The sequence below is a fragment of the Polynucleobacter sp. 73C-SIWE genome, assembly GCF_018882465.1.
Taxonomy (GTDB): domain Bacteria; phylum Pseudomonadota; class Gammaproteobacteria; order Burkholderiales; family Burkholderiaceae; genus Polynucleobacter.
Genome location: NZ_JACVOK010000001.1, coordinates 1072165 through 1089416, shown reverse-complemented (window position 1 = coordinate 1089416; position 17252 = coordinate 1072165). Strand labels below are relative to the sequence as shown.

19 protein-coding genes are annotated in these 17252 nt (G+C 46.0%); 5 read left to right on the top strand and 14 right to left on the bottom strand.

What is annotated here, in order from left to right; all coding sequences use genetic code 11:
• The 3 genes from ICN17_RS05670 to pmbA form a co-directional block, all read right to left on the bottom strand.
• Entirely contained in the window at positions 1 to 786 is a 786-nt protein-coding gene (locus ICN17_RS05670) for a sulfite exporter TauE/SafE family protein (RefSeq protein WP_216236505.1), read from the bottom strand.
• Between the two features lie 82 nt (positions 787 to 868).
• Positions 869 to 1951: a TRAP transporter substrate-binding protein gene (locus ICN17_RS05665; RefSeq protein ID WP_216236504.1), complete on the bottom strand. Its 1083-nt coding sequence runs from the start codon at positions 1949 to 1951 to the stop codon at positions 869 to 871.
• Positions 1952 to 1970: 19 nt separating this feature from the next.
• Positions 1971 to 3317, bottom strand: coding sequence for a metalloprotease PmbA (gene pmbA, locus ICN17_RS05660; protein WP_216236503.1), 1347 nt, complete (start codon positions 3315 to 3317; stop codon positions 1971 to 1973).
• Between the two features lie 26 nt (positions 3318 to 3343).
• Between pmbA and mog the strand changes: the two genes are divergently transcribed.
• Complete coding sequence (mog, locus tag ICN17_RS05655) at positions 3344 to 3976, top strand: molybdopterin adenylyltransferase (protein WP_216236502.1); 633 nt, start codon at positions 3344 to 3346, stop codon at positions 3974 to 3976.
• A gap of 19 nt (positions 3977 to 3995) precedes the next feature.
• On the opposite strand, the gene orn is transcribed toward mog, so the two are convergent.
• Entirely contained in the window at positions 3996 to 4583 is a 588-nt protein-coding gene (orn, locus tag ICN17_RS05650; protein ID WP_216236501.1) for an oligoribonuclease, read from the bottom strand.
• Positions 4584 to 4598: 15 nt separating this feature from the next.
• Here orn and ICN17_RS05645 point away from each other — a divergent pair, with 15 nt between their 5' ends.
• Both ICN17_RS05645 and rsgA read left to right on the top strand, forming a co-directional pair.
• Positions 4599 to 5852 (top strand): M48 family metallopeptidase, encoded by a 1254-nt coding sequence (locus tag ICN17_RS05645; protein WP_216236500.1) that lies wholly within the window; start codon positions 4599 to 4601, stop codon positions 5850 to 5852.
• Positions 5853 to 5854: 2 nt separating this feature from the next.
• Complete coding sequence (gene rsgA / locus ICN17_RS05640; RefSeq protein WP_216236499.1) at positions 5855 to 6868, top strand: ribosome small subunit-dependent GTPase A; 1014 nt, start codon at positions 5855 to 5857, stop codon at positions 6866 to 6868.
• On the opposite strand, the gene ICN17_RS05635 is transcribed toward rsgA, so the two are convergent.
• From ICN17_RS05635 to rpsP, 6 genes are all read right to left on the bottom strand, one after another.
• The gene (locus ICN17_RS05635) at positions 6813 to 7772 is read right to left on the bottom strand and encodes a CobD/CbiB family protein (protein WP_216236498.1); all 960 of its coding nucleotides are present in this window, start codon (positions 7770 to 7772) and stop codon (positions 6813 to 6815) included. The two genes, rsgA and ICN17_RS05635, sit on opposite strands and share 56 nt — an antisense overlap.
• Entirely contained in the window at positions 7769 to 8506 is a 738-nt protein-coding gene (locus ICN17_RS05630; RefSeq protein ID WP_216236497.1) for a CoA pyrophosphatase, read from the bottom strand. Before ICN17_RS05630 ends, ICN17_RS05635 begins: the two co-directional genes overlap by 4 nt.
• Before the next feature lie 65 nt (positions 8507 to 8571).
• Positions 8572 to 8967, bottom strand: a complete 396-nt coding sequence (gene rplS, locus ICN17_RS05625) for a 50S ribosomal protein L19 (RefSeq protein ID WP_216236496.1) — start codon at positions 8965 to 8967, stop codon at positions 8572 to 8574.
• Between the two features lie 121 nt (positions 8968 to 9088).
• Entirely contained in the window at positions 9089 to 9835 is a 747-nt protein-coding gene (gene trmD, locus ICN17_RS05620; RefSeq protein ID WP_216236495.1) for a tRNA (guanosine(37)-N1)-methyltransferase TrmD, read from the bottom strand.
• A gap of 18 nt (positions 9836 to 9853) precedes the next feature.
• Positions 9854 to 10417 (bottom strand): ribosome maturation factor RimM, encoded by a 564-nt coding sequence (rimM, locus tag ICN17_RS05615; protein WP_216236494.1) that lies wholly within the window; start codon positions 10415 to 10417, stop codon positions 9854 to 9856.
• Positions 10418 to 10507: 90 nt separating this feature from the next.
• Positions 10508 to 10753, bottom strand: a complete 246-nt coding sequence (gene rpsP / locus ICN17_RS05610; protein ID WP_087909239.1) for a 30S ribosomal protein S16 — start codon at positions 10751 to 10753, stop codon at positions 10508 to 10510.
• Between the two features lie 220 nt (positions 10754 to 10973).
• Between rpsP and ICN17_RS05605 the strand changes: the two genes are divergently transcribed.
• Together ICN17_RS05605 and ICN17_RS05600 are read left to right on the top strand one after the other, a co-directional pair.
• Positions 10974 to 11522, top strand: coding sequence for an META domain-containing protein (locus ICN17_RS05605; protein ID WP_216236493.1), 549 nt, complete (start codon positions 10974 to 10976; stop codon positions 11520 to 11522).
• Between the two features lie 23 nt (positions 11523 to 11545).
• Entirely contained in the window at positions 11546 to 11992 is a 447-nt protein-coding gene (locus ICN17_RS05600; RefSeq protein ID WP_216236492.1) for a hypothetical protein, read from the top strand.
• 12 nt (positions 11993 to 12004) lie between these two features.
• Here the strand turns inward: ICN17_RS05600 and ICN17_RS05595 are convergent, their stop codons facing one another.
• The 4 genes from ICN17_RS05595 to ICN17_RS05580 all read right to left on the bottom strand — a co-directional run bounded on the left by ICN17_RS05595 (position 12005) and on the right by ICN17_RS05580 (position 17248).
• The gene (locus tag ICN17_RS05595; RefSeq protein ID WP_216236491.1) at positions 12005 to 13792 is read right to left on the bottom strand and encodes an acyl-CoA dehydrogenase; all 1788 of its coding nucleotides are present in this window, start codon (positions 13790 to 13792) and stop codon (positions 12005 to 12007) included.
• A 40-nt stretch (positions 13793 to 13832) separates the two neighbouring features.
• Entirely contained in the window at positions 13833 to 14768 is a 936-nt protein-coding gene (locus tag ICN17_RS05590; protein WP_216236490.1) for an electron transfer flavoprotein subunit alpha/FixB family protein, read from the bottom strand.
• Positions 14769 to 15518 carry an electron transfer flavoprotein subunit beta/FixA family protein gene (locus tag ICN17_RS05585; RefSeq protein ID WP_216236489.1) on the bottom strand — a complete coding sequence of 250 codons (750 nt, stop codon included), beginning with the start codon at positions 15516 to 15518 and terminating at the stop codon, positions 14769 to 14771. It lies immediately after the preceding gene.
• Positions 15519 to 15595: 77 nt separating this feature from the next.
• A complete protein-coding gene (locus tag ICN17_RS05580) occupies positions 15596 to 17248 on the bottom strand; it encodes an acyl-CoA synthetase (protein ID WP_216236488.1) in 1653 nt (550 codons plus the stop codon).
• Between the last annotated feature and the right edge of the window lie 4 nt (positions 17249 to 17252).

Here is a 17252-nt window from a genome sequence, read left to right as displayed (position 1 = left end):
CTAGATCAAACCATCAGCAATCAGCTTGATGCTGGCTATGAGTAGGAAGAACTGCACGATACGGTAATACCATTTCATGGAAATTTTCTTAGCCAGATAAAATCCAAGATACACGCCGACTGGCACACAAGGCAGAAGAATCACCGATGTTGCTAACTGCTTAAAATTGAGTAAATCCAAATAAGCATACGGACCTAACTTACCAAAGTTAATGAAGGTGAAAAATACCCCCAGTGTAGAGGTGTACACCATGGGTAATAACTTCTCGCGCAACATAAAGATGGTAATGGGTGGGCCACCATTGTGTGCTACAAAAGAGGTAAATCCAGAAGTAAGCCCCATCAAGCGACCCAACCAAGGATAGGGCTTAGCCTCCTGTAAATCAAAGTGGGATATCACCAGCATTTGAATTAAAAATAGCATGATGAAAATGCCCACGAAAAGCGTCAAAGCTTTAGGCGTAATGATGGTGAAAAAAATCATTCCGAGTAGCATTCCAATAAACGCAGGGGGAATAATAAGTTTAAGAATTCGCCAATTAGCATGCTTCAGAAAGCGCTGAATACCCACTAAATCAATCGCAATGAGTAGTGGCAGCAAAATGGCCAGCGCCTCATTAATACTGGATTGACTAGCCATGATTGGCAAGGAAAGGACCCCTAGGCCAGCACCAAAGCCACTCTTAGATATTCCCACTACAACCACGCTCACAATTGCGCAAATAAAAAATGTGAGCGAGTGCGTATTGAAGGATTCAATGACTGGACTAATAAGAGTATCGAGCATCAGACAATACTAACAAGTCATGTGGAGTTGGGTAGAAAAAGAAAAAGGGCTTTGCAGCCCTTTGATGGCATTAGTCAATTATTTAAAGTTTCTTATTAAAGCTATATTGCGCAAAGGCTTGCTCTGCCACCCCAAACCACTGGGCCTCCATATTCCTGAAGACGCGATAGTCTTCGAAAATCTTCTTAAACTGAGGATTCTTAGCAGATTCTTCTGCATAGGTCTCTTGAGTGGCTTTAAAGCAGGCATCCATAATGGAGGCATTGAACTTGCGTAACACCGCGCCATTCTGAAGCAGGCGTTGTAATGCTGGCGGGTTCAACGCATCGTATCTAGCGCACATATCAGTGTGGGCCTCAAAGCAAGCAGACTCCCAAGCAGCTTGGTAAGAGGGCGGCAAGGCATCCCACTGCTTCTTGTTCACCAAGAAAGAAAGGTTTGCACCCCCCTCCCAGAATGCTGGGTAGTAATAGTTCTTGGCTACCTTGGCTAAGCCAAGTTTTTCATCATCGTATGGCCCAACAAATTCAGCGGCATCGATCGTACCTTTTTCAAGAGCCGAATAAATTTCACCAGCAGGTAATTGCTGTGGCACTACCCCTAATTTCGCTAACACTTGACCTGCAAAACCAGCAATGCGGAATTTCAAACCCTTGAGATCTTCTGGTGATTTGATTTCTTTACGAAACCAACCACCCATCTGGGTTCCTGTTTGTCCACCCAAGAAATTCACGATGTTGTAGCTGGCATAAAGCTCACGCATCAGCTTCATGCCATTGCCATGCAGCATCCATGCTGACTGCTGGCGTGCCGTCATGCCAAAAGGTGCCGCAGTATCAAATATAAATGCACTGTTCTTACCTAAGTAGTAGTAACTAGCTGTATGTCCACATTCAACTGTGCCATTCTGAACGGCATCTAAAACTTGCAAAGCAGGAACCACTTCGCCCGCTGCAAATACTTTGACATTGAACTTACCGTCAGTGGCTTTTCTAAGCGCATTAGCAAATACCTCTGGAGTGCCATAGAGAGTATCTAAAGACTTCGGAAAGCTAGAGACTAAACGCCAATTGAGAGTTGGCAGGCTTTGCCCAATGGCTGGTGCAGCAAGGGCTACAGCACCTGCGCCAATAGTCGCTTTCTTTAAAAATGAACGTCTTTGCATTCTCATAACCCTTCAGAATTTATTTTCCACCAACCGTCATCGAGCCAATCAAAATGGAACCGGTTTCTTTCGTACCCCGTATCAGGGTATCACTCCCAATCATGGCAATATCCAAGAGCATATCGCGAAGATTTCCGGCAATCGTTACCTCTTCTACTGGATATTGAATTACACCATTCTCAACCCAGTAACCAAAAGCTCCACGGGAATAGTCGCCAGTAACGTAATTCACGCCCTGCCCCATTAACTCAGTCACCAATAAGCCAGTACCCATTTCTTTTAATAGCGCAGGCAATCCACCTTTGGGCGTTTTCTTACTTTGTAGTATTAAGTGATGTGAGCCGCCAGCGTTACCAGTGGTCTTCATTCCTAATTTACGCGCTGAGTAAGTTGATAGAAAGTAGCCTTCTAATGTTCCTTTATCCACTACTGTTCTTGCGGTAGTCTTGACACCTTCCTCATCAAATGGAGCGCTACCCGTCATTGACTTTAGGTGGGGATTTTCATAGAGACTGATGTGTTTTGGTAGCACCTGCTTACCCAGACTATCGAGTAGAAAACTAGAGCGTCTATATAGTGCACCACCTGATACCGCCTGCACTAAGCTACCCAATAACCCAGCGGCCAAAGGCGCTTCAAAGATCACGGGGCAACGACGGGTTGTTAGTAATCTCGCTTTTAAGCGAGAAAGTGCTCTTTGCGCCGCGTACTTACCAATGGCAGCGGGCTCAGCCAACTCCTCTGGAATTCGTGAGCTGGAATACCAATCATCGCGCTGCATATTAGATTGCTTGCCACCTTCACTTGCAATGGGCGCACAAGAAATATAGTGGCGAGAAAATGGATAGCCGCCCATAAAGCCATGTGAAGTTCCCATCATGAAATGCGCATGATGCGCAGATACAGAGGCGCCATCACTATTCTGAATTTGCTTGCTCACTGAGAATGCCGCGCCCTCTGCAGTGCGAGCGATTTCAATCGCATGTGCCGCATCAATATTCCACGGATGAAATAAATCTAAATCACGAGGATTTTTTTCCAAGAGCTCACGCTCTGCTGGTCCTGCACAATTATCTTCGGCCGTATGTTGCGCAATGTGATACGCAGCATCTACCGTTGCCTTTAAAGAAGCTTTAGAAAAATCACCTGTACTCGCGTTACCGCGGTGATGACCTAAAAATACGGTAACGCCAACCTGCTTATCTAGACTCTGCTCAATCGTTTCGACCTCGCCCTTACGAACCGTTACGGATAAGCCTTGCCCTTCCGAAACTTCGGCAACAGCGTCCGAAGCCCCTCTTCTTTTGGCTTCTTTTAGCAAGAAATCGACGATTTCTTGAAACTGGCTGGATGTATATGTAAACATGCCCTAATAATAGCTAGAATAGAAACATGAAGCATACCGAAGACCAAAAACGCAGCTCCCCAAATGAAGTCAGAATTGGCCTAATCTCAATCTCTGATCGAGCCAGCAAGGGTGTCTACCAAGATGAAGGCATCCCTGCTCTCCAGACCTGGCTAATGAATACCCTCACCAACCCCTGTGCTTTTCATGAGCGCTTAATTGCTGACGAATCTGAAATCATTACCGAGACCATCGTGGAATTGGTAGATGAACTGGGATGCGATTTAGTGCTGACTACGGGTGGTACAGGCCCCTCTCGCAGAGACGTCACCCCAGAAGCAACTCTAGAAGCTGGAACCCGTGAAATGCCCGGCTTTGGCGAACAAATGCGCCAGATTAGCCTGAAGTTTGTCCCAACAGCGATTTTGTCTAGGCAAGTTGCTGTTCTGAGAGAAATTGAGGGACATGCGGCCCTGGTGATTAATTTGCCAGGTCAACCAAAAGCGATTGCGGAAACACTTGAGGGGCTTAAAGATGAGAACGGGAAATCGATTGTTCCCGGCATCTTTGCCGCAGTACCTTACTGTATTGACCTTATTGGCGGGCCTTATATTGAGACCCGTGAAGAGGTCATTAAAGTCTTTAGGCCTAAGAGCGCCCTGAAGAAATCACTTTCCTGAGTCCTGCCTGTATTACTACTTACTGCGGCAATGGAACGATAAATTTCTCGCGGTAGTACTTGAGCTCTTCAATCGATTCTTCAATGTCGGCCAAAGCAGTATGAGCCTGGTTTTTAGTGAACCCCTTTACCAACTCAGGATGCCAGCGCTTACATAATTCTTTCAGGGTTGAGACATCAATACTTCGATAATGAAAGTAAGCTTCTAATTTGGGCATGTACTTGGCCATAAAGCGGCGGTCTTGACCAATGGTATTACCGCACATTGGCGCAATGCCTGCCTTAATGTGTTTCTTTAAAAAGGCAATACACTCCGCCTCAACCGTTGCCTCATCCAATGTGGATGCCTTGACTTTATCGATCAGGCCGGAACGCCCATGGGTTCCCTTATTCCAGGCATCCATAGCATCTAAAACGGTGTCATCCTGATGCACCACCCAAACAGGGGCAGTGGCTATCGTATTGAGATGCGCATCGGTCACGATAATCGCAATCTCTAAAATTCTCTCAGTTTCGGGGTTTAAACCCGACATTTCCATATCCACCCAAATGAGGTGTTCGCTGGCAGGGGGTGCCTTATTCTCGGCCGTGTTCGTTTGTTCGCTCATATCTATAATGATCTCATGACATTCACAATTGTTTTTCTAATCGCCTTTATCGCCAGTTTTGGCCTACGCCACTGGCTTTCTCAACGTCAAATTCGCTATGTAGCCCAGCACCGCGATCGGGTTCCTGCAGAATTTTCCGAAAAAGTGAGTCTAGCCGAACATCAAAAAGCGGCTGATTACACTATCGCCAAATTACGCCTTGGTATTTTAGAAAACGGTGTCAGCGCCATCATTTTAATTGGCTTCACTTTATTAGGTGGCCTACAGATTCTCAACATGGCTCTCCTGCAATTCTTCGGCGAGGGCATTGCCCAGCAGATTGCTTTACTAGTCTCTATTGTGATCATCTCCGGAATTCTTGACCTACCCTTCTCTTGGTACAAACAGTTTCATCTAGAGGAACGCTTTGGTTTTAATCGTATGAATACGAAATTATTCTTTAGCGACATGATCAAAGGAATCGGTGTTGGTGGCGCAATTGGCGTACCACTACTTTGGGTCATTCTGAGCTTAATGGATCAAGCTGGTGATCTATGGTGGCTTTGGGCCTGGGGAGTATTGACTGTATTTAGTTTACTAATGCAGTGGATCTTCCCAACATTTATTGCACCCCTCTTTAATAAGTTTCAAGCTTTGGAAGCAGGTCCTTTAAAAACTCAAATTGAAGCCCTCCTTAATCGCTGTGACTTTGCAAGCCAAGGATTGTTCGTAATGGATGGCAGTAAGCGCAGTGCTCATGGCAACGCCTTCTTTGCCGGTATGGGCAAAGCCAAACGCATTGTGTTCTTTGACACCCTCATTGAAAAGCTCAATCCCGGTGAAGTAGAGGCTGTACTTGCACACGAGTTGGGTCATTTCAAGTGCAACCATATTCGCAAGCGTCTATTAGTTTCTTTTGCTTTGAGCTTTGGAATGTTTGCCTTGCTGGGCTGGATTAGCACTAAGGTGTGGTTCTATACCGATCTAGGTGTTATGCCCAATCTCAATGGCTATAACGGCGGCCTCGCACTAGCACTCTTTATGCTGATCTCTCCGGTATTTAGCTTCTTCTTTACACCTCTAGGTAGCCTTGCCTCACGCAAACATGAATACGAAGCAGATGGGTTTGCTGCCGAGAAATCTTCTGCAAAGGATTTAATCTCTGCTTTAGTGAAGCTATATCAAGACAATGCTTCAACCCTAACTCCTGACCCAATTTACACCGCCTTTTATAGTTCACATCCGCCTGCTCCACTACGAATCGCTAACTTACAGCGATTTAATTCGTAAGCATGGATCAATTTCACGCGCTACTGAGTGCCTCCTATGGAAGACACTATCTAGCACAGCGTTTGGTGAAAGATGCACAAGGAAGTGAATCCCCTCAAGGGCCATTAATACAAGTTAGCACTCCTGCTAAACAGCACGTTGGCGCAGTGGGTGATCGCCTGCTCCTAGAGATGACATCAGCAGATCAAGCACGCATTATTCAAATTGAACCACGTGAAAATATTCTATATCGCTCAGACGCATTTAAGAGCAAGATCATCGCCTCTAATGTAGATCAAATCTTGGTAGTACTAGCGACACAGCCCGCCTTCTCACCCGATCTTTTAGGTAGAGCAGTAGTGGCTGCGGAAGCTAATCAAATTGGCTTACATATTCTCTTAAACAAATGCGATCTCAAAGATAACTTAGAGTATGCTCGCAAAATCATTGCGCCCTATGCCCGCATGGGCTATCAGGTGAGCGAGGTCTCTGCCAAGTTTGATGCCGCGTCGATTGATGCGCTCCAAGGTGCACTGCGGGGTAAGGTATCGGTCTTCGTAGGTCAATCCGGCATGGGTAAATCTAGCCTGCTTAATGCTTGGGTCCCCAATGCTGCAGCCCTCACCCAAGAATATTCAGTCCGTCTAGATACCGGCAAGCACACCACCACTGCTTGTCGTTATTTTGAATTGCCTGAAGCCTGGGGCAGAGATGAATCTGGCAAGCTTGGAGCGCTGATTGATTCGCCAGGCTTTCAGGAATTTGGCTTAGCGCATATGTCGGTAAGCGAATTGCAACATGCCTTTAGAGAATTTAAAGACTTGTTAGGTAAGTGCCGCTTTCATAATTGCGCACATCAATCAGAACCTGATTGCGCTGTACGTGATGCGGTAGACAGAAATGAAATAGCGCCAGAAAGACTAGCGCTATTTAGGCAACTACGTTCTGACTCAAAAACTGCCGATACCCAAATTCAGGGAATTAGCCAAGCCAAAGAGCGATGGTCAGCATTAGCAACAAAGCCATCCAAGCGATAACTAAGCGCCAGACCAAACCAACGGCAGAGCGCATCGTACGCTCAGTTGGCTCAAGACCTACCTCATAGATTAGCGGCTCTCCAGCCTCTGCCATACGCAAGGCCTCATCGCTATCGGGCTCACTCAAAGGCTCACCCAAGCGCACGCCTAGAGCGCCACCACCGGCAGCCAAGATAACGGCTGATAAAGAATCGGCCCATTTTTGGGTGAGGTAACGCCAGGCATAAACAGCACCTTCGAAGTTGCCAACGATTGCAAAGCCCATTGCAGTAATACGAGATGGAATCCAATCGAGAACATAAAAGAAATGGCGCGCTGCTTCGCTCAAGTTAAAGTCACCACGCTCGGACCAGCGTTGTGCAGCAATATCAGCTAAACGATAGAGCACAACACCTGCAGGTCCCATTGGCATCATGAACCAAAACAAGACACCGAAGACATGGCGATGTGAACCAATGATGGCGCGCTCCAGTGCCAAGGAAATCACTTGAGTCTCTGTCAGATTGGTAGCATCCAAATCTGGACCATACCACTCAGCTAAAGCAGCACGGGCTGCCGGCAAATCATGTGCCTCTATGGCTTCATGTACTAGGGTAAAAGAATGACTGAACTGACGGAAGCCAAAAAATAAATAGGCAATAACTACGTTCCACAAGAAACCTAAAATTGGGTAAGTCACCATACAAACGACATACACCAAGAAGACCAAAAAGGTCGGCAAAATAAAGGCGACCAAGCAGGCCATACGAGCGCCAATAGGGCTTGAACCATCTTCAGTCTTACCGCCAAACTCTCCGGCGACCCAATTTAACCAACGGGTGCTCATACGCACAATCCAATGGCTTGAGGTTACTGGGCGATATTGCTCAGCAATAAGGGCGAAGAGAATAGAAAAGAAAGTCATACTTTTAATAAATGATAAAGGTTGCGCAACATTCCCGCAGTAGCACCCCAAATAAAGCGGTTCTCATACGGTATTGAATAAAAACGACGCCCACCCTGCTCACTTTGCCACAATCTGACCTGATGGTTTGCTGGGTCCAACAAAAAACTTAAGGGCACTTCAAAAACATCTGCCACTTCAAATTCATCTAAGACATATTCTGCCTGAGCTTGTACCAATCCTACTACTGGGGTGACGCTATAGCCAGAAACAGTTAAATATTGAGGCAAATGCCCAATAATCTCGACCCGCTTGGGATCCAAACCAATCTCCTCTTCGCTTTCTCGTAAAGCAGTGTCATTAGGACTGAGATCTTCAGGATCCATACGCCCCCCAGGAAAACTAATTTGCCCAGCATGATCACGCAGATGGTTGGTGCGTTGGGTTAGAAGCACTGATAAACCATCTTCCTTTAACACCAAGGGTATCAATACTGCTGCCTTAGTGACCTTACCTGCTGCCTGCCGCTTGGCAATAATGTCTGCCGCAATCACATGGCGATTTTCATCAGTAATCTCGGGCTGCCACTCTGGTGGAGATTGCAGACGCAGCCTTAAAGCCTCTGGCTCTAAAAATATCGAGGATACCTTTTTGTCGCCACTACGAACCTCATGAATCGGAATAGCTTGCGCGTCAAATCCTGGAGGCGTAGCAACGTTGATTACGTCTACTTCAGGCTTGGGGGTCTTGGGCATATTTATATTCTAAGGCAGCAAAAAAGGCGACCTAGGCCGCCTTTCTATTTGCATCAAAGCAGCAATTATTCAGCAGCTGGAGCAGCTACTACCTTAGTGCGAGCTTGAAGCTTTTCTTTAATACGGGCTGACTTACCAGAACGATCGCGCAAGTAGTACAACTTCGCACGACGTACATCACCGCGACGCTTCACTTCAACGCTAGCGATCAATGGTGAGTATGTTTGGAAAGTACGCTCAACGCCTTCACCAGAAGAAATCTTACGCACGATAAAGCTGGAATTGAGTCCGCGATTACGCTTAGCAATCACAACGCCTTCAAAGGCCTGGGTACGCTTACGTGTACCTTCAACAACGTTAACGCTAACAATGACAGTGTCACCAGGCGCAAAGCTTGGCAATACTTTATTAACGCTTAAGCGAGCAATTTCTTCTTGCTCAATTTTTTCGATCAAATTCATTTTTAATCCTTAAACATCTTATTAGCGTTTAATCCCGAGATTTAAATCAACGGACCTAACAGAGGATGCAGTTAAAACAATTTCACTAAACCAAAAACTAAACTTTTAATCACAACTCGATTTATAGAGAGCGAAGAAATTGTTCATCTTCTCGGGTTAGCAACCCATTGGTTCTGGCCGATTCAATTAAATCTGGCCGGAGCCTGAACGTCAGCTCTAAAGACTTCTGCCGACGCCAATCCGCTATTTTAGCGTGATGTCCGCCTAAAAGCACGTCCGGCACCGATAAATTTTCATATATTTCAGGGCGGGTGTAGTGCGGATAGTCCAAAAGACCGTTCATAAAGCTATCCTGAGTGGCTGATTCGCCATCCCCAAGAGCCCCTGGAATCAACCTAATAACCGCATCCATCATCGCCATAGCAGGGATTTCACCCCCGGAAAGCACAAAATCCCCAATCGAAAGCTGTAAATCCACGTTTCGATCCACAAAACGTTGGTCTACCGCCTCATAGCGACCACAAATAAAGCTTAAATTGCCGTAATTGAGCATATCCGTAGCAATTTTTTGAGTAAATCGCTCCCCCTGAGGTGCCAATAGGCAAACTGGGCCTGATTTGATATTGGCTGCCTGGTGGGCTGATTTAATACCGGCAACGGTATCTTCTAAGGGCTTGGCCATCATGACCATTCCTGGACCACCACCATAGGCACGATCATCTACCGTCTTGCGAGGATCAGAACAAAAATCTCTTGGATTCCATAGATGAACGTTAGCTAGGGATTGTTCACATGCGCGACCAGTCACGCCCCACTGCGTGAGAGCGGAGAACATTTCTGGGAACAGAGTTACAACATCAAAGCGCATATCTCAATTTGTCGGTTTTTACCAGTCACTCTGCCAATCGAGCGTGATGGTTTTATTTTCTAAGTCTACGTTTTTTACCACTTCTTTTACAAAGGGTACCAATTGCTTAATTGCATTGGTGACGATATCTCCAATGACAATCACACCATGTGCGCCGTGCTCGGTAACATCAATCACTGTACCAAGGGCTTCGCCTTGCTCATTATTTGCCTGACAACCAATCAGATCAACCCAATAATAAGAATCACTATCTGCTTTCGGAAAAGCATCACGTGCCACTAATATTCTGGCGCCTTTTAAGGCCAGCGCTTGATCGCGATCGCTAACGCCCTCTAGCGCCATGACAACATTACCGCTATGCATCTTGGCGCTCTTCACTTTGTATTGAGTTAAAGAAGCTTGCTCAACAGACGCAGAAACGCCTGCACCCCTGCGCTGGACAAGAGATAGCCAAACAGCTTTAGAAGATAGAAGTGCTACAGGTTCTGATGAGTGAGGTCTCACCTTCACTTGACCCTGCAATCCTTGTGCCTCAGAAACGGCGCCAAGTTCAATCAAATCATTTAGGGATGGTGTACTCATTTGAAAGACACCTTATTTTCCCGAAATAGAACTACTGAAAATCCTGCCACTAAAAACTCCACCGCAAAGATGAAGTCTTTAGCAAATTACTTAAACAGCAGGATTGTTTTTGATCAAACGAACAACGGTTGGAGATACTTGCGCACCAACACCAGTCCAGTAAGTCAAACGATCTTGAGCGATGCGCATAGCTTGCTCAGATTCAGCTGCTTTAGGATTGAAATAACCAATGCGCTCGATAAAGTTCGAGTCACGACGGTTGCGCTTATCAGTAGCAACGATGCTGTAAAAAGGGCGCTTCTTAGAACCGCCGCGTGCCAGTCGAATGACGACCATACTTATTCCTTAAAAAATCTAAAATGAAAACAGGTTGATTACAACCCAATGAAATTTCTACAAAAAATCCTAGGCTCCTACTCACCAACTAAACGTACGGTAGAGCGGAAAACCTCATATTCTAGACGAAAACCCTTACTTCTTCCACCTATTTAAGTGTCTAAGACGATAGAATACAATGCTATAACGCATAAAAAATATATATAAAACAATAACTTAGATGAATATCTCCAAAAAAATAGTAGCCCAGACCTCTTTTAAAGGCCTCTCTAGGAGCTTCTCCAATAGCTTATTTGTGGTGTTTTCATCTCTTGGCATTGCCCTTTTGAGTGGTTGCGCCAATGTCATCCCACCGTGCAGCGCTAAAACCAGTCCGCCAAGCAGCGAACTGCGCAACACTAAATGGGAGCTCACTCGCTGGAATTTACCCCCCAACAGTAATGGTGAGGTACGTACCCGCCAAATTCCTCAGGGCGAAGCTAGCAACCCGATTCAAATTCATTTTGATGCGAATGGTCAGCGTGTGAGCGGCTCAACTGGCTGCAATAAATTCACAGCACAACTAGATGAAGACTCTCGCGGCTTTACCTTCTCAAAAATTACCAGCACCAAAATGGTATGCACACCACAACGCAATGAATTAGAAAATGACTTTCTGTATGAGCTCAATGACTATCGCAGCATTGTGCGCAATGGCGATCAATTGCTCATGATTGGTGCTGATAGACAAGTGCTGAGCTTCACACAACGTCCAAACACTAGTAAATAAACAATTACCAAGATTAAAGATTCATGAAAAACTCTAAACTCCTTTTTTGCGCTCTCGGATTCTTTTTGCCTGGCAGTGGTCTCAACTGCTTTTACCTACAAGGACTTAAATCCTTTTGGGCATGGGTGCAGTTATTTGCGCTCATTGGTGGAATCGCTGGCTGGACTATTCTGAAGAGCGAGCACTTTCACTCTGCACCCGGCTGGGTCCTATTAACCTTTGGCTTCATTGCTATCGAAGCCAGTTGGTTAACCACTATTACCTTTGGCCTTCGCCCTGATGAAAAATGGGATGCGCAATTTAATCCCGGGATTGGAGAACAGGGTCGTACCCGCTCTGGCTGGCCAGTCATCCTTACGGTGATCTTCTCACTCGTCTTTGGTGCTGGCGTCATGATGACTTTTTTAGCCGTTTCTTTCGAGCAATTCTTTATTTCTCAAATCCACGAAGCAAAAAAGCTATCTCAATAATTGTAGATAGACTTAGAACTGCTCTACCTCTAAGGCATTGGTAGAGTGGCCGCTTTCAATAATGGAAGTTGCTAAAGCGCCAGCTTGTGGCAATAAATTCTCGGCAAAGAAACGTGCTGTAGCAATCTTGGCACTATAAAAAGCAGGATCGTCATCATGCAAACGCTCCGCAGCTAAGAGACTCCGTGCCATTTGCCAAGCACCCAACACCAAGCCACATAAGCGCAAATACGCAAAGCTACCGGCATACACTGCTTTGGTATCACTCTTAGCGTTTGCCACGATGTATGCCACAGCCTCTTCAAATGCAGCACGCCCAGCAGCTAGCTGTTTAAGTACTGCCTTGGCATCTGCTGAACCACTAGCCGCTAATGCTTTTTCGGTCTCTGCAATCTTTTGTACAAATACTTTTGCAGTAGCACCACCATCACGTACGGTTTTTCTACCAATCAAGTCATTCGCCTGAATAGCAGTGGTTCCTTCATAAATCGTCAAGATACGAGCATCGCGATAATGTTGTGCTGCGCCCGTCTCTTCAATGAACCCCATACCACCATGCACTTGAATTCCTAAGCTAGCAACCTCAATCGACATCTCCGTAGAGAAGCCTTTCACAATCGGCACTAAGAACTCATAAATAGCCTGGTTCGCTTTACGCTGTGCTTCATCAGGGGCTGCATGCTGTGCATCATAAGCAGCAGCAGCGTAATACGCTAATGCGCGGGAAGCTTCTGTGTAGGCACGCATAGTCATCAACATGCGCTTGACATCTGGCTGATGAATAATTGCCACTGGACCCGGAGATCCAGTGAGATCACGACTTTGCACACGATCCTTTGCATACTGCACTGCCTTTTGATAAGCGCGCTCAGCAACTGCAATCCCTTGCATGCCTACTGCAAAGCGAGCTGCATTCATCATCACAAACATATATTCCAGGCCGCGATTTTCTTCACCAACCAGATAGCCAATGGCGCCACCATGATCACCAAACTGCAAGACTGCTGTTGGGCTCGCCTTGATTCCCAATTTGTGCTCAATCGAGACACAATGAACATCGTTACGCTCACCTAAAGAGCCATCCGCATTAACCAAGAACTTCGGAACTACAAACAAAGAGATTCCCTTTACACCTTCTGGCGCATCTGGAGTTCTTGCCAAGACCAAGTGGACAATATTCTTCGCCATATCGTGCTCACCATAGGTGATATAGATTTTGGTACCAAATATTTTGTAGGCGCCATCACCTTCAGGCACAGCTTTGGAACGAACCATAGATAAATCAGAGCCTGCTTGTGGCTCGGTCAAGCACATGGAGCCGGTCCACTCGCCTGAAATCATATTCGGTACGTATTGCTCTTGAATCTCTGCGCTAGCAGCTGTTAATAAAGCCTCAATTGCACCATCAGTCAGCATCGGGCACAAAGCAAAGGACAAACTTGCTGAATGAACCATTTCAAAACAGGCGGTAGCAATTAATTTTGGCAGTCCTTGACCACCAAACTCAGCAGGATGCACTACACCCTGCCATCCTGCAGCAGCAAATTGCTCAAATGCTTCCTTAAAACCAGGAGTTGTTGTAACAATACCCTCTTTCCAAGAACTTGGATTTTGATCGCCGGGCCAATTGAGCGGAGCAACCACGTCTTGATTAAATTTTGCAGACTCTTCCAGAATTGCTGGCGCTAAATCAACATCAACCCCAGCCTCGGCATAAGAAGGATAAGCAACAACTTCCGATAGCCCAGCTAACTCATTCATCACAAACAACATGTCTTTAACTGGGGCTACGTATGGCATTACTACTCCTCTTTATTCACATCGAATAACTCAATTACCTTTAACTGAGTGCTTTAGTTAACTCAGGTACTGCAATATTAAGATCTGCAACCAAACCATAATCTGCAACACTAAAGATTGGCGCTTCTGGATCTTTGTTGATTGCAACAATCACCTTAGAGTCCTTCATACCCGCTAAATGCTGAATTGCACCAGAGATGCCAACAGCAATATAGAGCTGTGGAGCCACAATCTTGCCAGTTTGACCAACTTGGTAATCATTTGGGACATAACCTGCATCTACCGCAGCACGTGAAGCACCTAAAGCAGCGCCTAGCTTATCAGCCAATGGAGCAATCAGCTCTTGATACTTCTCTCCAGAGCCTAAACCGCGACCACCAGAAACAATAATCTTGGCAGCTGTCAATTCAGGACGATCAGACTTTGTTAATTCACGACCAACAAATGATGAAGAAGATTTGCTATCAACAGCCGCTTGTTTTTCAATACTAGCTGTACCACCAGTTGCAGCCACCGGATCAAAGCCGGTAGTACGCACTGTGATTACCTTTATTGGATCAGCAGATTGCACAGTAGCAATGGCATTACCGGCATAGATTGGGCGCTCAAAAGTATCCGCACTGACTACCTTAGTAATGTCGGATAACTGAGCAAGGTCTAACTTCGCAGCCACACGTGGCATCACGTTCTTACCATTCGCTGTTGCAGGCGCCAAAAGATGACTGTAATGATTTGCAATCGAAAGAATTTGGGCTGCCAAAGGCTCAGCCAACTGATCACCTAGAGTAGCTGCATCAACCTGAATCACCTTACGCACACCTGCGATTTGCGCAGCTGCTTGTGCAGCCACATCAGATTGGTTGCCAGCAACCAACACATCCACCTCAGGAGAGCACTGCAAAGCTGCTGCTACGGCATTTAAGGTTGCAGCCTTTAAAGATTGATTATCGTGTTCAGCAATAACAAGAGCCGCCATTTAGATCACCTTCGCTTCATTTTTTAATTTATCAACAAGGGCTGCTACATCTGCAACCATCACGCCAGCACTGCGCTTAGGGGGTTCTTCAACCTTGAGCGTTTTAAGATGCGGCGTGATATCTACACCCAAATCCTCAGGCTTCACGATATCAATTACCTTCTTCTTGGCCTTCATGATATTTGGCAGAGTCACATAGCGTGGCTCATTCAGACGCAAGTCAGTCGTGATGACCGCTGGCAAAGTCAGCGCAATTGTTTCCAAACCACCATCTACTTCACGAGTCACAGTAGCCTTACCATCTGCTATTACTACCTTAGAAGCAAAAGTGGCTTGTGGAATATCTAAAAGACTGGCCAACATCTGACCGGTTTGATTGCTGTCATCATCAATTGCTTGCTTACCGAGAATAATGATTTGGGCCTGTTCTTTTTCAGAAAGGGCTTTAAGAAGTTTCGCTACTGCTAGTGGTTGCAGATCAGCATCAGACTCAACCAAGATCGCACGATCAGCGCCGATGGCCAAAGCAGTGCGGAGCGTTTCCTGGCACTGAGTCACACCTGCACTCACTACCACTATTTCTTTAGCAACACCAGCTTCTTTAAGGCGCATCGCCTCTTCAACTGCAATTTCATCAAAAGGATTCATGCTCATTTTGACGTTTGCAAGATCGACGCCCGAACCATCGGACTTCACTCGAATTTTGACGTTGTAATCAACGACTCGCTTTACTGCAACTAAGATCTTCATTTGGAATTCTCAATATTGATAAAAATTTGCAAACATTGGTTTAGCCTCATATTTTATCCGCCCTAGCCTCTAGGAGGCTAAACATCAATAGCGGTGGCAGAGCCAGCTTGCTTGCGCAGTTCAAACTTCTGGATTTTTCCAGTTGAGGTCTTCGGCAACTCACCAAACACAATCGCCTTAGGCACCTTAAATCCCGCCAAATGCTGTTTACAATGGGCAATGATGTCCGCAGGGGTCACCTCAACTCCTGGCTTGATTTCTAAGAAGGCGCAAGGGGTTTCGCCCCATTTTGGATCAGGCTTGGCAACTACCGCTGCAGCCAGTACTGCAGGGTGGCGATATAAAACATCCTCAACTTCAATAGAAGAAATATTTTCTCCGCCAGAGATGATGATGTCTTTACTGCGATCTTTAATCTTGACGTAACCATCGGGGTTCATTACCGCCAAGTCACCCGAATGAAACCAGCCTCCTTCAAAAGCTTCTTTGGTGGCCTTCTCATTCTTGAGATAACCCTTCATTGCAATATTGCCTTTGAACATAATCTCGCCCATGGTTTCACCATCGGCAGGAACGGGCTTCATTGTTTCTGGATCAAGCACATTAATCGCTTGTTGCAAGTGATAACGAACACCTTGACGCGCATTCAAACGAGCACGCTCACCAATATCTAAATTGTCCCATTCATCTTGCTTCACACAAATTGCGGCGGGACCATAAGTCTCAGTCAAGCCATATACATGGGTTAAATCAAAACCGAGCTTTTCCATACCTTCGATAATGGAGGCTGGCGGTGCAGCGCCTGCGATGAGCCCCTTCACGCCAGCAGGTACGCCTATCTTCATTTCATCTGGGGCATTTACCAAAAGGTTGTGCACAATCGGCGCAGCACAGTAATGAGTAACACCATGCTCTTTAATGGCTGCAAAAATATGTTGGGCATCCACACGGCGCAAACAAACATTAATGCCAGCACGGGCAGCAACAGTCCATGGGAAGCACCAACCGTTGCAATGGAACATAGGCAAAGTCCATAAATACACCGGATGCTTATTCATATCCCAATCAAGTACATTAGAAATAGCATTGATTGCAGCGCCACGATGGTGATAGACCACGCCCTTGGGATTACCTGTAGTACCAGAAGTGTAGTTAAGGCAAATCGCCTGCCATTCATCTGCAGGTAGCTGCCAAGCAAATTGGGGGTCTCCTTCGGCTAGCAATTGCTCGTAGGTCAGTTTTCCTAATTTCTCACCTGCCACATCAAATTCTTTTTCCTCAACATCTATCACCAAAATATCGCGGCCACTTTCTTTCTTGGCAATTTCGAGTGCCTTTTTCATCACCGCTGAGAATTCTGGATCAACGATGACTATCTTAGCTTCACCATGGTTCAACATAAAGGCAATCGATTCTGCATCTAAGCGAGTATTCAAGGCATTTAATACAGCACCAGCCATCGGAATACCAAAGTGAGCCTCCACCATAGGCGGTGTATTGGGTAGCATCACCGCAACCGTATCTCCCAGGCCAATGCCATGCTTTTGCAAAGCGCTCGCAAGTCGATGGCAACGTTCATTGGTTTGCCGCCAAGTTTGACGCAATTTCCCATGAATGATGGCTGTCTTATTTGGATAAATCTGGGCAGAACGTTCCAAAAAAAGTAGCGGAGTAATAGGAGTAAAGTTCGCTGAATTGCGATCTAACCCCTGTTCATAAATATTTGCCATCACA

Coding starts and splice junctions, on each gene's coding strand:
- ICN17_RS05670 (WP_216236505.1), bottom strand. CDS start 786: ATGCTCGATACTCTTATTAGTCCAGTCATTGAATCCTTCAATACGCAC.
- ICN17_RS05665 (WP_216236504.1), bottom strand. CDS start 1,951: ATGCAAAGACGTTCATTTTTAAAGAAAGCGACTATTGGCGCAGGTGCT.
- pmbA (WP_216236503.1), bottom strand. CDS start 3,317: ATGTTTACATATACATCCAGCCAGTTTCAAGAAATCGTCGATTTCTTG.
- mog (WP_216236502.1), top strand. CDS start 3,344: ATGAAGCATACCGAAGACCAAAAACGCAGCTCCCCAAATGAAGTCAGA.
- orn (WP_216236501.1), bottom strand. CDS start 4,583: ATGAGCGAACAAACGAACACGGCCGAGAATAAGGCACCCCCTGCCAGC.
- ICN17_RS05645 (WP_216236500.1), top strand. CDS start 4,599: ATGACATTCACAATTGTTTTTCTAATCGCCTTTATCGCCAGTTTTGGC.
- rsgA (WP_216236499.1), top strand. CDS start 5,855: ATGGATCAATTTCACGCGCTACTGAGTGCCTCCTATGGAAGACACTAT.
- ICN17_RS05635 (WP_216236498.1), bottom strand. CDS start 7,772: ATGACTTTCTTTTCTATTCTCTTCGCCCTTATTGCTGAGCAATATCGC.
- ICN17_RS05630 (WP_216236497.1), bottom strand. CDS start 8,506: ATGCCCAAGACCCCCAAGCCTGAAGTAGACGTAATCAACGTTGCTACG.
- rplS (WP_216236496.1), bottom strand. CDS start 8,967: ATGAATTTGATCGAAAAAATTGAGCAAGAAGAAATTGCTCGCTTAAGC.
- trmD (WP_216236495.1), bottom strand. CDS start 9,835: ATGCGCTTTGATGTTGTAACTCTGTTCCCAGAAATGTTCTCCGCTCTC.
- rimM (WP_216236494.1), bottom strand. CDS start 10,417: ATGAGTACACCATCCCTAAATGATTTGATTGAACTTGGCGCCGTTTCT.
- rpsP (WP_087909239.1), bottom strand. CDS start 10,753: ATGGTCGTCATTCGACTGGCACGCGGCGGTTCTAAGAAGCGCCCTTTT.
- ICN17_RS05605 (WP_216236493.1), top strand. CDS start 10,974: ATGAATATCTCCAAAAAAATAGTAGCCCAGACCTCTTTTAAAGGCCTC.
- ICN17_RS05600 (WP_216236492.1), top strand. CDS start 11,546: ATGAAAAACTCTAAACTCCTTTTTTGCGCTCTCGGATTCTTTTTGCCT.
- ICN17_RS05595 (WP_216236491.1), bottom strand. CDS start 13,792: ATGCCATACGTAGCCCCAGTTAAAGACATGTTGTTTGTGATGAATGAG.
- ICN17_RS05590 (WP_216236490.1), bottom strand. CDS start 14,768: ATGGCGGCTCTTGTTATTGCTGAACACGATAATCAATCTTTAAAGGCT.
- ICN17_RS05585 (WP_216236489.1), bottom strand. CDS start 15,518: ATGAAGATCTTAGTTGCAGTAAAGCGAGTCGTTGATTACAACGTCAAA.
- ICN17_RS05580 (WP_216236488.1), bottom strand. CDS start 17,248: ATGGCAAATATTTATGAACAGGGGTTAGATCGCAATTCAGCGAACTTT.